The 14,670-nt window shown below is 38.0% G+C and carries 12 protein-coding genes; 3 read left to right on the forward strand and 9 right to left on the reverse strand.

Annotated features, from left to right (window positions below):
* Window positions 1-51: 51 nt before the first annotated feature.
* Both GQR39_RS14050 and GQR39_RS14055 read right to left on the reverse strand, forming a co-directional pair.
* Complete coding sequence (locus tag GQR39_RS14050) at window positions 52-735, reverse strand: anti-sigma factor (protein ID WP_101217046.1); 684 nt, start codon at window positions 733-735, stop codon at window positions 52-54.
* On the reverse strand, window positions 732-1,256 hold the full coding sequence (locus GQR39_RS14055) for a sigma-70 family RNA polymerase sigma factor (RefSeq protein WP_165735916.1): 525 nt from the start codon (window positions 1,254-1,256) through the stop codon (window positions 732-734). The genes GQR39_RS14050 and GQR39_RS14055 overlap by 4 nt, the downstream gene beginning before the upstream one ends.
* 350 nt (window positions 1,257-1,606) lie before the next feature.
* Between GQR39_RS14055 and GQR39_RS14060 the strand changes: the two genes are divergently transcribed.
* A complete protein-coding gene (locus GQR39_RS14060) occupies window positions 1,607-3,226 on the forward strand; it encodes a diacylglycerol kinase family protein (RefSeq protein ID WP_165735917.1) in 1,620 nt (539 codons plus the stop codon).
* Window positions 3,227-3,276: 50 nt separating this feature from the next.
* Here the strand turns inward: GQR39_RS14060 and GQR39_RS14065 are convergent, their stop codons facing one another.
* Both GQR39_RS14065 and GQR39_RS14070 read right to left on the reverse strand, forming a co-directional pair.
* A complete protein-coding gene (locus GQR39_RS14065) occupies window positions 3,277-3,585 on the reverse strand; it encodes a VF530 family protein (RefSeq protein ID WP_165735918.1) in 309 nt (102 codons plus the stop codon).
* 54 nt (window positions 3,586-3,639) lie between these two features.
* Window positions 3,640-3,942, reverse strand: a complete 303-nt coding sequence (locus tag GQR39_RS14070; protein WP_008134362.1) for a DUF1496 domain-containing protein — start codon at window positions 3,940-3,942, stop codon at window positions 3,640-3,642.
* A 138-nt stretch (window positions 3,943-4,080) separates the two neighbouring features.
* Here GQR39_RS14070 and GQR39_RS14075 point away from each other — a divergent pair, with 138 nt between their 5' ends.
* Window positions 4,081-4,314, forward strand: coding sequence for a TIGR02647 family protein (locus GQR39_RS14075; RefSeq protein ID WP_007582405.1), 234 nt, complete (start codon window positions 4,081-4,083; stop codon window positions 4,312-4,314).
* A 33-nt stretch (window positions 4,315-4,347) separates the two neighbouring features.
* On the opposite strand, the gene maiA is transcribed toward GQR39_RS14075, so the two are convergent.
* Window positions 4,348-4,977 carry a maleylacetoacetate isomerase gene (gene maiA, locus GQR39_RS14080; protein WP_165735919.1) on the reverse strand — a complete coding sequence of 210 codons (630 nt, stop codon included), beginning with the start codon at window positions 4,975-4,977 and terminating at the stop codon, window positions 4,348-4,350.
* A 2-nt stretch (window positions 4,978-4,979) separates the two neighbouring features.
* Window positions 4,980-6,281, reverse strand: a complete 1,302-nt coding sequence (hmgA, locus tag GQR39_RS14085) for a homogentisate 1,2-dioxygenase (RefSeq protein WP_165735920.1) — start codon at window positions 6,279-6,281, stop codon at window positions 4,980-4,982.
* A 152-nt stretch (window positions 6,282-6,433) separates the two neighbouring features.
* Between hmgA and GQR39_RS14090 the strand changes: the two genes are divergently transcribed.
* Complete coding sequence (locus GQR39_RS14090; protein WP_165728353.1) at window positions 6,434-6,865, forward strand: MarR family transcriptional regulator; 432 nt, start codon at window positions 6,434-6,436, stop codon at window positions 6,863-6,865.
* A gap of 52 nt (window positions 6,866-6,917) precedes the next feature.
* Here the strand turns inward: GQR39_RS14090 and GQR39_RS14095 are convergent, their stop codons facing one another.
* The 3 genes from GQR39_RS14095 to GQR39_RS14105 form a co-directional block, all read right to left on the reverse strand.
* Window positions 6,918-10,058, reverse strand: coding sequence for a TonB-dependent receptor (locus tag GQR39_RS14095; RefSeq protein ID WP_165735921.1), 3,141 nt, complete (start codon window positions 10,056-10,058; stop codon window positions 6,918-6,920).
* Between the two features lie 341 nt (window positions 10,059-10,399).
* The gene (locus tag GQR39_RS14100) at window positions 10,400-13,573 is read right to left on the reverse strand and encodes a TonB-dependent receptor (RefSeq protein WP_165735922.1); all 3,174 of its coding nucleotides are present in this window, start codon (window positions 13,571-13,573) and stop codon (window positions 10,400-10,402) included.
* 43 nt (window positions 13,574-13,616) lie between these two features.
* Window positions 13,617-14,471: a S1/P1 nuclease gene (locus GQR39_RS14105; RefSeq protein ID WP_165735923.1), complete on the reverse strand. Its 855-nt coding sequence runs from the start codon at window positions 14,469-14,471 to the stop codon at window positions 13,617-13,619.
* Window positions 14,472-14,670 lie beyond the last annotated feature (199 nt).

Here is a 14,670-nt window from a genome sequence, read left to right on the forward strand (position 1 = left end):
AGAAGGTTGGCTGCTTTAAGTAAACAGCCAACTTTAGTCATAATAGTAGGGTTATAAAAGTACTAGCTCTGTGGTGTAAAGCACTTCAGTAGGAGAGCCATTTGGCGAGCCGCCAATAGGTTCTAAGCTCACTGCTAACAATGCGATATCACTTGCGTTAAAGCGGTTATCTTTAAATAATATTTTACTGCCTTGCTTGGGCAGTAAACCCAGTGAAATAGGTGCATCTTGCCCTTTTAAAATCATCCACAACTCATAATCTTTATTAGTTTGGGCAACCAATTGGCTACTGGCTTTAATTGAGAGCCCTTGCTCGCTTACATCAATAAACCACAATGATTGTTTATCTTGATTTTGAACCAAAGCAATTTGTTGAGTGTGCATAACATTGGTACTAGGTTGAATAACTAAAAAGGCTAAAACAATACACGCAGCAGTTGCCACAAAAGACCATGTACGCCAAATTGAAGGCTTGGTATGTATCACTGTTTTACTTGTTTGTGGCCTGTTTTCAATACGTTGTAGTATATTTACCCATACCTCGTCACGTGGCGTTTGCGGCGTAATAGCACTCGCTAAGTTGTTTAGGTTTTGCTCCCATAGACTTGTTGCTTCACGTGCTTGATTTGAATTAAGCAACAGACGCTGAAAACGCTTACGGGCAAGCCCTCTAAGTGTGCCAAGCACATACTGCCCAGCAAGCGCGTCTAATAGTTCGGGTTTATTATAATTCATAATGTTAAACACCTTTGTAGCTGCATAAGCCCACGCCTGATCCAGCTTTTAACTGTACCTAATGGCGTTTCTATATGATCCACTAGCTCGCTATGACTCAGCCCCTTATAATAAGCTAAGTGAATAGCTTGTTTTTGTTGTGGCTCAAGCTGTTCGATACAATTAACCAGTTTTGTTTCTTCATCGTAATTAACGTCAACATTTTCATTTTCATATTCATCATCGCCTAACGACTGCTCTTTTCGTACTTTGTGATAGCGCAGCGAGTCGAGACTTCTATACCTAACTATACTTATCATCCAGCTTATAACAGTGCCTTTTGAAGCATTATACTCAGATGCGTTATGCCAAATTTTTATAAAAGCATCTTGTAGTGCCTCTTCCGCATAAGCTCTGTTAGTGAGCATGTTTAAACTAATAGCAAAAAGTTTGCCGCTAGTTTGCTGGTACAAGCTCGAGAAAGCATTTTTGTCACCTTGTGCTGTTGCGCACAAAAGAGGGAGTAAATCATCGTTATCCATAGGGGTCCTGTTTTTCTTATTATCATTGAGTAAACGGTTGAGGGCGTGATTTGGATGCAAAAAATTTTAATTGATTTTTAGATTAGCTGCTTTATACGTTAGTACAAGCAATAACCGATCAGTATTTGAAATTTAGACGTGTAAGTATAATTTATTCACATGTTTGTAAAAAATGCACAAAGAGCAGATTGCACTTAAATTTATTTTATTATTAATGTTATATATCAATAATTTATGATTTTAATTTGAATTTAAAATGCCGTTTATATGGCGTGATATTTGCAAAAGAGTACATAAAGCCGTTTAAATTAAAATTAGAAAATCGGAATTATTTACACAAAGGAGAGATTATGTGGGCTGCAATTGGTTATTCACTTTTAGCATTACTACTTATTTTTATTGGGTGGGAAGTAAACTCTGTTTACTTTGCTATTGTTTTTTATTGGACTGCGCTGTCACTTTTATTAGTGAGTACCGCATATATTTTTAATACAGCAAAAATATTTAGAAAACGTGAAAATGGAGTGATCCCATTTTATATACGTTGGGCGTTTGTGCCATTTTTATTTGGTGTGCAAATTTATAATGCCTGGTCGCGTAAGCATGACAAAGTACCGCCAATTCAACAAATAAACGAAAATCTATTTTTAGCTTGCCGATTATTTCCCTCAGACATAGACACATTAAAAGATAACGGAATTACAGCGATTTTGGATGTAACGTGCGAGTTTGACGGTCTAGAGTGGAGTTCAACGCAAGAGAACTTTAATTACTTAAATATTCCGGTGCTTGATCATAGTGTCCCTTCACATTCGCAGCTGAATCAGGCTATTAATTGGATACATCACCATATTAAAGAAAATCGTCGCGTAGTTGTACATTGCGCCTTAGGCCGTGGGCGGTCTGTTTTTGTAATGGCGGCTTATTTATTGAGTCAAAACAAAAATGCAGATGTACATGAAGTACTTGCGCAAATAAAAGAAACCCGCGAAACCGCAAACTTAAATAAGCATCAACTTCGTCATTTAGCTAAGCGTCATAAAAAAGGCGAGTTGCTGATTAAAAACAAAGCTGTTTTAATTGCAAACCCTGTTTCGGGTACGCGATTATGGCAAGAAAAAGAGCATTTAATTGTTGCGCGGTTATCCGCCTATTACGATTTAACAGTATTGACTACTTCACAATGCGTTAACGGTATTGAGCTTGCTAAACAAGCAATTGCGCAAAAGCCAGACATTATAATTGCGTGTGGAGGCGATGGTACAGTGGCCGAAGTTGCAAGCGTACTTGTAAATACACAATGTAAGCTAGGAATCATCCCAATGGGGACTGCAAACGCACTTGCGCATGTATTGATGGGTATAAGCTCTAAGTTTATTCCAGTAGAACAAGCCTGTGACCTAATTATAGATGGTCAAACAAGCACAATAGATACGGCTTATTGCAATAATGAATTAGTACTTTTATTAGCGGGTATTGGTTTTGAGCAATCAATGATTGAAAAAGCAGATAGAGAGTCAAAAAATAAATCGGGGCAACTTGCCTATTTAAATGGTTTTTTTGAAGCTTTTGGCGAGCAAAAATCACAGCTACTTAATGTAAAACTCGACGATAATGAGCCCAAAGAAATATGTACAAATAGCTTTATTGTGGCTAACGCTGCGCCTTTTACAACATTATTGGCTCAAGGTGGTGGGCAGCCAGATCATAGTGACGGGCTTCTTGATGTGAATTGGCTAACACCAAATGACGAAAACTCAACCACAGTATTGAGTATTGCAGAGCTGATGTTTAGCAGCTTAACGCAAACACATTTAGCTATAAACTCGCACCATACAAATGCTAAAAGAGTCGAGGTTACAGGCGATGGTGAGCTTAAATACGTACTTGATGGTGAAATTAAAACTGCTCACAAACTCGTTATTACTGTTGAGCCGGCCTCATTAAAAGTGATTTGCAAAGAACAATAAATCGCGCTTGTTACAATCAAAAAAGGAGCTAAATTAGCTCCTTTTTTACATCATTTTTTAATTGATGGCCAAACAAACCCTGTTGTATCCGGCGCTTGAGAAGGTGTTTCTCTCGGTGCACTTTTTGGTCTACGAATAGGTTTATTATTTATAGTGTGAATATAAAGTGCTTCCACTTTATCGCGAGCCCAAGGCGTTTTACGCAAAAACTTTAAACTCGATTTAATGCTGGGTTGATCAGTAAAACATTTAATTTTTACTTGTTCGCCAAGTGTTCTCCAGCCAAGTCGCTGTTCTAACTCAACAAGTATTTGTTCTAACGTGACCCCATGTAAAGGGTTTTTAGGTTGATTATTCATAGCCATACTACTTATTTAAACTGCGTGCATTGTAGCTCAAATCAGCTTTTAGCGCTAATTCACAGTGATTGTTTTAGGAGCTGTTGGGTAAATAGCATTACCTTGTTTATCTATTTTAAGCCAAATGAGTTGGCTGTTACTGTGCTGGGGTGTTTTAGCACCGCACAAAAGTGTAAATGAGTGAATTTGTATTAATGCGCCTTCGCTATAGCGTTTGTTGTCGTACCAACAGTTTGATTCTTCATTTACAAACTGGTTTGCATCAATAATTGAATGGGTTTTAAGGGTTGTTGCTTCACTAAGTATTGAATACGATAAGCTGCTAAAACAAAAGCATAGAATTAAAAAGTTACGCATTAGAGGCCTTTAAATAGGGAGGGTTAAAAATAATACATTAAGCTAAAAAACGTGCTAGTGTAAAGTACACAAAGTGATTTTAATTATAAACTTAGTTACTCACAGAACAACTTGGATTCAAATAAAAAGGTGCACACAATGCAATTTAATCAAACAATGATCGAAGAATTCACACTATTAGCAAAGTTTCCTCGCGACAGTAAAATGCAGGGTATTAAATTACACTCAGACGCAGAGCCAAGCTTACTTAGTGCAGCGCAACGTTTATTTGAAAAAGGGATTATAGATAGCCCAGATGGCGGATATTTAACTGATCTGGGCTTAGATTTAATTGAGCACATTACGGTGATTCATAGTGCGCTACAAAGCTAGCTAACCTGAACTCTGGTTAGTTACTAAACTAGCTTAATTTGCATCGGGTTGATTTTGCGGTGCAGCGTCATTAAATGCAGCTAATTTATTACAGTGTTCGTAAATAGCTGCAATTTTTGGATAAGCGCTCATATCTACGTTAAAACGAATTGCATTAAATACTTGCGGCACTAAACAAATGTCAGCAAGTGTTGGTTGATTACCAAAACAGTAGTCATCATTTTCGTTTAGCATCAGTTCTATTTTTTCAAAACCAACTTCTATCCAATGTCGATACCACTTATTTTTAGCCTCGTCATCAACACCTAATTCGTTCGATAAATATTTCAGCACGCGTAAATTATTAACAGGATGAATATCGCAGGCAATGGCAAAGCTTAAATTTCTTATTTGTGCTTTTTGCCACGCAGTCCCCGTAATTAATGGCGATTGCGGATAAGTTTCATCAAGCCATTCCAGTATTGCAAGCGATTGTGCTAAAACACCATCATCGGTTTCAAGTGCAGGTAGTAACCCTTGCGGATTAGTCGCTAAGTATTCTTCCCCAAGCTGCTCCGATTTTAAAAGGTTAACAATAGCAAGTTCATGATCAATTGCTTTTAAGTTAAGCGCTATACGCACCCTATAGGCCGCTGATGAGCGAAAGTAGCTGTATAATTTCATAATTAATCCTGTGAACCTGTAAATTGTTTTTTAATAGTACGCCAGCAATCGGTGTAGTTTGGTTGGCGTTCTTTACCTTCTAATGCATATTTTGTTGGTGAAATTATATAGCGCGACTCAAACATAAACGCCAATGTGTTTTCGTATTTTTGTGGTGTAAGCTCAGCGTTTGACGCTTTTTCAAATACGTCTGCTTCAGGTCCGTGTGGCGACATACAATTGTGTAAACTTGCACCACCAGGTACAAAACCATGCTCTTTTGCATCATACACACCTTCAATCAAGCCCATAAATTCACTCATAATATTGCGGTGATAATAAGGCGGGCGGAATGTATTTTCGGCTACCATCCAACGCGGTGGAAATATCACAAAATCGACATTTGCCATACCCTCAGTAGCAGAAGGAGAGGTTAGCACAGTGAATATAGACGGGTCGGGGTGATCAAAGCTCACTGTATTCATTACATTAAAACGCGATAAGTCGTATTTATAGGGTGAGCTATTACCTGTCCATGCAACAACATCAAAAGGAGAGTGCTTAATTTCACAGCTAAATAAATTACCGTTGAATTTAGAAACAAGTTCAAAGTCACCCTCTTTATCTTCAAAGGCAGCTACAGGGTATTGAAAGTCTCTGTCGTTGGCGTAACCGTTTGCACCAACAGGTCCTCGCTCTGCAAGCTCTAACGCATGGCCATAATTTTCACAAATATAACCACGGGCTGTATCATCAATTAAATCAACAGCGAACTTAATTCCTCTGGGAATTACAGCAATTTCACCTGGTTTAATGCTTAACTTACCGCACTCGGTGTGAATTAATAACTCACCTTGCTGAGGGACAAACAACATTTCGCCATCGGCATTGCAAAAGTAACGTCCTTGCATTGACTGATTAGCGACATATACATGAATGCCAATACCAGATTGCCCATTAGCACTGCCATTAGCAGCCATAGTTACCAAGCCATCAATAAAATCAGTAGGCTGTGAAGGCATATCAATAGGATTCCAACGTAGCATTGTTGGTGGTGTTACGGCCTCAGTAATTGGGGCTGTTCTTATTAGGCCGTTATCAATTGCTTGGTAATCACCTTGCACTACCGAAGGACGAAGGCGGTAAAACCAAGTGCGACGATTTGAAGCGCGAGGAGCCGTAAATGCAGTCGAACTAAATTGCTCGGTGTATAAATCGTATTTAACTTTTTGTGGGCTAAATTGTCCTATTGGCAATGCACCGGGTAGCGCTTGTGTTTCAAATTCATTACCAAAACCGGTCATATAACTTAATTGTGTCGCCATTACTGACTCCTGTGAGAGGGGGGTTGGTTTAATATTATTTTTATTTCAGTTAAGATACTCTCAAGTGAGACTAATATCAAATGTGCAACTCCGCACCTGTGTAAATATTAATGAACACCAAAGTAAACCTTACAAAGGTGGGATAACTAAAAATGAAAATTGATTTAGCAACGTTTTTACCTTATCAATTAACGAATGTAGCAACACGTGTAAGTAACGACTTTGCCGAGGTTTATCAAACTAAGTACGGTTTAAATATTCCCCAGTGGCGAATACTTGCTAATTTAGCGCAGTATGGCCAAAGCAACGCAAAGGATTTATGCACGCAAGCAAATATGGACAAGTCGACAGTGTCGCGCGCGGTAAAAGTTTTAATAGATAAAGGTTTAGTGAGAAGTGAGCTAAATGAGCAAGACAAACGCGCAGCATTACTTGTGCTGAGCCAAGCAGGGCAAAGCTTATATGAAAATATAACGCCCGATGCACTGAATTGGGAAAAACAATTACTGAGCACTTTAACCAACGAAGAATACGAAGTGCTAGTGAGTATTTTTGAAAAGTTAAATAACAAATTAAAGGCATAAAAAAGCCCACCAAAGTGGGCTTTTAAAAGATGTTTTAGGTTACAGTTCTGAATTAGAAAGTGTAACGAAGACCTACACGCATTTGCCATACAGATGCATCTGATTGCACTGATGTATTTGCATTGTTTGCATTAAAGCCTGAGTAAACGTAGCGGCCTTGATCATCAATTGATGTTTCGATCATGCTAGCGCCTACGAAAGGACCTTTCTTAAGTACGCCCCAATCGTCGTTTAACAGGTTAGTAAGGTTATCAATTACGAAGAATGCTTCACCTTTGTGACCTTCCATAAAGCCTGGAAGCTCTTGTGTTAACTTAAAATTAAACTTAACAAACCAATCTGAGTTTTCAGCGTTACGGCTAGTAGTTTGACCACGTTCTAAATCATTTGATGCGATGAAATCATTGAATTCATTGATATCAGCAGCACTCATGTCGTAAACAACGTTAGGATCGTTTTCAAGTGGAACATACAATAGTTGGCGGTTACCATTCCAGTTGTTGTCACCAAAAGTACCATCACTTCCATCAAACGTGTAGCTGTATGGTAAGCCTTTATATGCTTCACCAAATAAGTTAAAGCGAGTAGCAAATCCATCAACAAACTCATGACTATAACCAAGAGTCATAGTAAAACGATGTGGGATTTCGTAATCAGATGAAGCAACACCTGGGTTACCTGGATCTGTTAGGGCAATGTTACCGTAGTTTGAACCAGCTACAGAGCTAGTCATTGGGTTAACATCATCAGAATCTGTGTATGCGTAACCAAAGTTAACGCTTACACCATTATCAAACATCTTGCTAACAGCTAGAGAGATAACTGATGAATCACCGCTATCACCGCTAACATTTGTTAGTAAGTATTCGTTTGAACGACCTTCAATCTCATCATAAATAGGACGACCATCAAACGTAGTTGTACCTGTATCTTGAAGTGCGATGTCACGCATTAATGCAGCATCTTTTTTCTTCGAATATAAGTAATCAAGAGAGATTACGTATTCGTTTTCAGTTGTGTATGTTGCACCAAGTGAATACTTCCACTCTGAAGGAATTTCGAAGTCTGGGTCAACAGCGTTTGTTTGTGAATCACCTGAGCCGATTACGGTGTTAGCAACTTCATCAAACATGTCTTGTGGTACTTCAAAACCAGGCGTGCCGCCATTTACGTTTGGCGTATTGAATAAATCAACCGAGCTGCGGTAAGTACCGATGTTTGTAATACCATCGTTAGAGTACGAGTTAGATAACCAAACGTTAGGGTTACCGCCTGAGAACAAGCCAACACCTGCGCGTACTTCTAGTTCGTCTGTTGCATACCACTGGAAGCCAACACGTGGTTGAATTAAATCAATACCATCAAATGTACTTTGGTTACTGTAGCCATAGCGCTCAGTAAAGTTTTGATTTAAGTTAGGTGCATCATCACTTGTATATTTGTCATAACGTAAACCAAACGTAATGTTTGCATCTAGGTCTGTAAATGCGTATTCATCTTGAACATAAAACGTATGCTGAGCGTACGAAAAGCTTGCAGCTGCATCGTTAGGATCATTAGTACCGGCAGCATTGTTGTAGTAAACAGCATTTGCGATACCTTGTTCAAATAAATCTATACCAGTTATGCCTGCATCTCTATCGTTGTAAAAACGGTATTCGCCTTCAGTATGTTGTACGAATAAGTTAAATACATCTAACTCTTCAAACTCGTAACCAGCAGTAATTGTGTGCTGATCTAAGTAGTATGTACCTGCAACTTTAAATGTAGTTGTATCGTAATCTAAGTCATTAGATTGACGTGAGTCATCTGGACCAATATAAACTGTACCACCGTTATCAGTACTAATTTGCATTTCACCAAAGCTGCTTGCTGCATCTAGTGATTGTACTGTTGCATCTAGCTCAGACTTACCAATACGAACTTCAGTAGAGAAGTCATCTGACCAATCAGAGTAAACAGATGCAATGATTGAAGTGAATTCTGCACTTTGGTCATAAAAGTGATTAGATAGTGATACACGGCTAGAGCCAGTATCTGACTGTGAAACAGTATTACCATCGTTGTAGTTATAGATTAAGTTTGCACGATGATCTTCGTTGATGTTCCAATCTAGTTTAACTAAGATTTTTTCATCTTCAACAGGCATACTTGAAGGCATTCCGCCTACATCGTAACCATATACAGTTTGAGCAACGCTTGTGATACGCGAGATATCATCAGCAGTTACACTGCCACTGCTTAAACCATCGTAGTTAAACTGTTGAACACCTTCAAGTTTTTCATATGAAGTGAATAAAAATAGTTTATCTTCAATTAGTGGAAGACCTACGTTGAAGCCGTAACGTTTTTCAGTATAGTTACCGTTATCAACGTCATCACCTTCAATTTTATCACCCTTGAAAGAGTCACTAGTGTAATCGTAGAAAACAGCGCCATGAACATCATTGCCACCAGATTTGGTAACTGCGTTGATGTTACACGATGTAAAACCACCGTATTGAACGTCAAACGGTGCAAGTTCAGCTGAAACTTGTTCAATTGAATCAAAAGAGAAAGGGGCGCGAATAGTAGGGTAACCATTTGAGCTTAAGCCGAAGTTATCGTTCATACGAACGCCGTCTAGCGTTAAGCTATTGTAGCGAGGGTTACCACCACCACAGTTAATTGTACCACGGCTATCATCAATTGTGATACGCGGGTCGATACGGATAATGTCTTTTAAATCACGGTTAATAGCTGGCGTATTTTCAAGATCAGTTAGCGTAAATGTAGACGCCGGACCAGTACCACCAGACATAGAGCTAATTGGCGCGCCAGAAACTACAATTTGTTCCATGCTTGACTGTGACTCAAGAGAAACGTTTACTGGGTAGTCGTTACCAATATTAAGAATAATGTTATTGAATTCTTGGTCTGCATATACATCTGAATCAACAACTACTTTATAAGGACCGCCAACACGCAGGCCTTTAGCTGTGAAATAACCAGCGTCATTTACTTCAGTTGTTTTTACTGATCCAGAAGGTACGTGTAAAATTGTTACTTTAGTGCCAGCTGCTGGGTTGCCGTTAGGCCCCATTACTTGACCTTTAATTGCAGAGGTCGTTTCGTTAGCCATTGCAGCGCCACTTACACCAACACATGCTGCAATAGCAAGTGAAAGAGCTGTTTTGCGTAATTGAGTTTTCATTTAATTTTCCCGTGTAGTTATTAATTAAATTTTTATATTTTTATTTTAAAATTTTGTAAAATAAACAGTTGAAGTTCATTTATTCAAAATCCGTTACTAGTGTACCTTATTTATTCGTTACAAATAAAATACAACTGCAATATATTTTTAATAAATAGTAATATATTTGTCTATTTAAGTGTTTTTTTGAGCAATAACTCTATATCGGGGTATATATTACGTGGGCTTTATGACAAACATGTGAAATTGTAGGGGTAAAATAAAAAAACCCATTACAAATTTGCAATGGGTTTATTGTAACTTACAAATAACTTAACAAGTTATTGATGCAGTTTTAAGACTTAAAACTTGTAGCTAATGCCAACTTTAGCCTGCCAAGCTGATGACGATGAACTGATTTGTGAGTAATTACGCACATCTGCACCGCCAAAGCTGTTGTCTATTTTATATCTACCTTGATCATCAAGACCACCAAAGTCATAAATAGTTTGGTTAGAGTAACCTAAGCGTTTTTCTACACCCCAATCGCTGTTTAGAAGGTTTGCGAAATTATCAATCATTAGATAAACCTCACCAGTGTGACCTTCAGCAAAGCCAGGTATTTCTTGCTTAATGCTAACGTCCATTGTAGTAACCCAAGGTTGCGTTGCTGTATTTTTATCTAAGATCCCACCACGTTGAGATATACCAGCACGCTCTAATAACGGTTCTAACTCAGCCCAAGTCATTTTAGAATCAGCCCAATTTACATTCGGATCATCAGCACCTGTAGGGATATAAGGTAAGTAAGCACCATTAGTGAATAAAGAGCTAGTATCACCTAAGTCTTCATCTTTATACATATTCATTGTGTAACTAAATGGGCGACCTGAACGACGTTCAAAATAAACATTGAACTTGGTTGCATATCCTTCAAAAAATTCAGTGTTATACGCTAAGTTAATTTTAAAGCTGTGCTCAACTTCGTAAAAGCCACGTGCTGCAATATCTTCATTACGATTTACTGTAATATTGTGCTTATAGTTACCTTCTGCCTGAGAAGCTGAACCTGCTGATGATTCTGTAACATCTTGGTGAGCATAGCTTGCCGATACAAACAGGCCATTGTCCCATTGTTTAGCAATACCCGTTGAAATAATAATTGAACGACCATCATCCGATGAATTAGTCATTTCTATGTCAACATTATCGCCACTGTAAATACTTTGATTGATAACACGTTCGCCGTCCGCTGCTAAGCCTACTGGGTTAATAGACGAATTATGCCATACCGCTTCATTCTCTTTTTTATGGTAAGCAATTTCTGCTTGCCATTTAAAGCCATCACCTAATAGTTCAGAATCAAACTCATATTCAAAACCTATTTGGGTGCGAATGCTTGAAGGCAATTTAAAATCAGGGTCGATATACGCAACGCTACCAGCACCTTGCTCTAATGTATTTTTTATTTCATCAGGAACCTGAGTAATATCAGCTGTGTTATTTGCATAGTAATCATTAATTACATCGTTTTGTGCTGATACTAAAGTAATGCCATCACTTTGGAATGAATTGTTATACCAAACATTTGGAATGCCGCCTTGGAAACGACCAATACCACCATTAATAGTAAGCGCTTCTGTTACGTAGTACTTAAAGCCAACACGAGGAAGTATAATGTCTAGGCCATCAAGATTTTCTTGGTTAGTAAAGCCATACGTATTAGCAAAGTTTTCATTTAGAGTTGGTTTATCATCAGATGATAAGCGCTCATAACGAACACCTGCTGTAACTTCTAAATCATCACCTACATAAAAAGTATCTTCTATGTAAAGCGCTAGCTGGTTACGTCTTACATCATATGCTGTATCAGCTGAATCATTAGTGTAAGCATTTTGATAAGAGAAATCATAAGAACCAATTTCACGGTTTTCAAAATTTTCTAAGCTATCAAATTTCCACGTTCCAAGAGAGTTTTGAGCAAACAAGTTATATAAACGAAGTGACTCGTACTGAGCTCCAAAGTTTATTTCATGCTCATCCATTAAATACGTAGCGTCTAACGTAAAAGTTAGATTTTGTGTTTCTGAACGGTTTGCATGGCGGTATTGATCTGTACCAAAGTTGTAAGAAGGACCATTTCGACCGTCTTCCTCTACAGTAATGCTTCCTAAGTTAGAGCGAGTTGCGCTATCAGAGGTAACATCTTTATACGACACACCAATTTCTGTTGAAAAGTTTTCAGTCCAATCAGAGTAAAGTTTTGATGAAAAGTTATTAAACTTAGTTACGTATGCATAAGTACTTGAAACTAAAGCTATATTATCACCGCCAGTGCTAGAGTTACGCTCATCTTGGTCGTCTTGCCATTGATAAGTGAAATCTAAACGGTGGTCATCACTTGCGTTCCAACTTAATTTAACAAGCAAGTTTTTGTTTGTATCTTCTGGCGCACCGGCTAATGAATCAGTTAAGCCGTATTCATTATTTAAGATAGAAATGAAACGATTATAGTTAGCTTCAGAAGTATTAAATTCATTTGAAGCACCAGAACCGTCAAAGCCGTAATCTAGATCTAATTCACTTGACCATTCTGCATAGTTAACAAAGTAAAACAGTTCATCTTCAATAATCGCTCCACCGACATTAAAACCAAATCTTTCTTCAGTTTTAATCGGCTCTACTTTATTTGTAGAGTAAGTTTTATGACCTAGCTCATCAAGATCGTCTTCTTGTACAATATTATCAACATCGCCAGCTATCTCAGGAGTAGATATTTCATAAAAGCCAGAGAACTTAAACTCATTTGTACCAGATTTTGTTACTGCGTTAATAGTACCGCCACCAAAGTTACCTTTAGAAGCTGAGAAAGGAGATACATCAACAGAAACTTGTTCAATAGCGTCAAGTGCTACAGGAGGCTGAGAAGTAGGGTAACCACCAAAGTTCAAGCCAAAGTCATCATTTTGACCAATACCGTCAACTGTTAAACCGTTGGTGCGAGGGTTACTACCTGCAAACGTTAGCTCACCATTACCATTAATACTGGCAAGTGGGTTTAAGCGCGCAATATCTTTAATGTCGCGATTAAAGCTTGGCATATTTTCAATAGTGTCAGAGCCAAATGTACTGCTAGAGCCACCTGATTGTTGAACAATCTTATAACCAGACACTTCAATCTTTTCGATGTTTAGCGGAGCAAGCTGCGAGCTTAAACGGTAAGTTTCACCAAGGTTCAAGTAGATATTTTCAACAGTCGTATCGTTAAACGTATCAGAGTCGATGATAACCATGTAAGGACCACCTACACGTAAACCATTAGCGATAAACGTACCACTTTCGTTTGTAGTTAGTTCGCTAATAGTTCCCGTTGGTTGGTGAACTACTTTGATTTTAACGTTTGCAGCATTGCCACCTGATGGCGTTGTAATTTTACCACGCATTGCAGATGAAGTATCAGCAGCCATTGCGCTTGTAGAAACACCTAGAGCTAAAATTACCGCTCCAGTTAATTTCGAAAGGCGAAGCTTAGTCATAATGTTGATTTCCCGTGTGTAGGTTATATAAATTTAATACTGTTTATTTGTCAGTCGTCATTTTTAATGCCGTTTCTAACTCTTTTGCAGAAGGGTCAAATAAGGCGTTTAATAGTCCAGCTAATCGGATACCCGCTTGCTGTAGGCGTGTTTTTACAATTGGAGTATTGTTATATATGTAGCTATAACCAATTTCGTTGTTGGTATATTTATAAATTTTTGTGGCTAAATTATGAGATTCTTCAATCCATGTCATAGGTGAGCTTTGTAAATACTCAGCAATTAACTCGCTGTTATTTGTATCAATAAATTGTGCGTACTCAGTAAACGATAAATTCTCGTTCTCAACTAACTTTGTATCCCAAAGGCTGTGAAGATTTGTTTCTTCGTTAAAAAATGAAACCTTAATACGGTTACCGCCTCTATCTTCACTTCGACCAGCATGAAATGGTTGGTGACTGTCGCCCACCAAATGTACTAAAAAACGTAAACTGAACTGTTTAGCATCTAAGGTGCTATTTTTATCAGTGAGCGTTTGCATTGAATAGTGAATGCCTTCTAGGATATTACTTACAGATTCTTTGTTTTTAGTGTGTTCGTGATTGAAGCTGAAAGATTTTCCTGGTGCTGCATTAATATAATGCCAACGAGATGATTGCTTTTGCCAAAACTCGCCAGGAGCTGAGCGCATTTCATCAGGCCAGGTTGATATTTGTGCAAGTGATTCACCATCAAGGTAGGGTTGTATTGCTGCTTTAGTTGTTTCGCTTATATGAGATTGTGCAATCTGCCCTACAATACGGTGGCCATTTTGACCCCAAGCGTGTGAGTTAGTGCTTGTGAATATCGCACTAATCAAAAGCGCAGAAGATATCGAGTACTTTATATTGTTATGCATTAAAACTTCCTAAATGAATATTTCATGGGGTTGCTATAAGCTAATGCGGTCAATTGTCCTCATTTTTAATGTTGATAGGAAGGACTTATTAAAATTCATAGTTTCTTATTAAATTTTGTTTAAAATCAGTATCTTATATTTAATAGGTAAAATTACTTGTTGTAATAGGTAAGCGAAATTGTTCAAATACACTATATTG

Origin of the sequence: Pseudoalteromonas sp. C8, from assembly GCF_011378685.1 — a bacterium.
Lineage (GTDB): Bacteria > Pseudomonadota > Gammaproteobacteria > Enterobacterales > Alteromonadaceae > Pseudoalteromonas > Pseudoalteromonas arctica.